General features: G+C 49.1%; 1 pseudogene. It reads left to right on the forward strand.

The features are described from left to right. Positions 1 to 633 (forward strand): annotated as a pseudogene (locus tag PL11201_RS25490) (photosystem II q(b) protein); the annotation flags it as partial. Positions 634 to 668: the final 35 nt, after the last annotated feature.

The following is a 668-nucleotide window of genomic DNA, read 5'->3' on the forward strand; positions in this document are numbered from 1 at the left end:
GTTGCAGCAGCAGCCGCCGTGTTCCTGATTTACCCCATCGGTCAAGGTTCCTTCTCTGATGGTATGCCTTTAGGAATTTCTGGAACCTTCAACTTCATGTTAGTGTTCCAAGCCGAACACAACATCCTGATGCACCCCTTCCATATGTTAGGCGTTGCTGGGGTGTTTGGTGGTAGTTTATTCTCCGCCATGCACGGTTCCTTAGTTACCTCCTCTTTGGTGCGTGAAACCACCGAAGTCGAGTCCCAAAACTACGGTTACAAATTCGGTCAAGAAGAAGAAACCTACAACATCGTTGCAGCCCACGGTTACTTTGGTCGTTTAATCTTCCAATATGCCAGCTTCAACAACAGCCGGAGCTTACACTTCCTGTTAGGTGCTTGGCCCGTGATCGGGATTTGGTTCACCGCTTTAGGTGTGTCCACCATGGCCTTCAACCTGAACGGTTTCAACTTCAACCAGTCAATCATCGACTCTACCGGTCGCGTGATCAACACCTGGGCGGATGTGTTAAACCGCGCTAACCTGGGTATGGAAGTCATGCACGAGCGCAACGCTCACAACTTCCCCTTAGACTTAGCTTCTGGTGAATCGGCTCCTGTGGCTTTGGTTGCTCCTCAAATTAATGGTTAATTTTTAACCTCAATATTCCAAAAGACGCTCTCCGC

The organism is Planktothrix sp. PCC 11201, from assembly GCF_900009135.1.
GTDB lineage: Bacteria > Cyanobacteriota > Cyanobacteriia > Cyanobacteriales > Microcoleaceae > Planktothrix.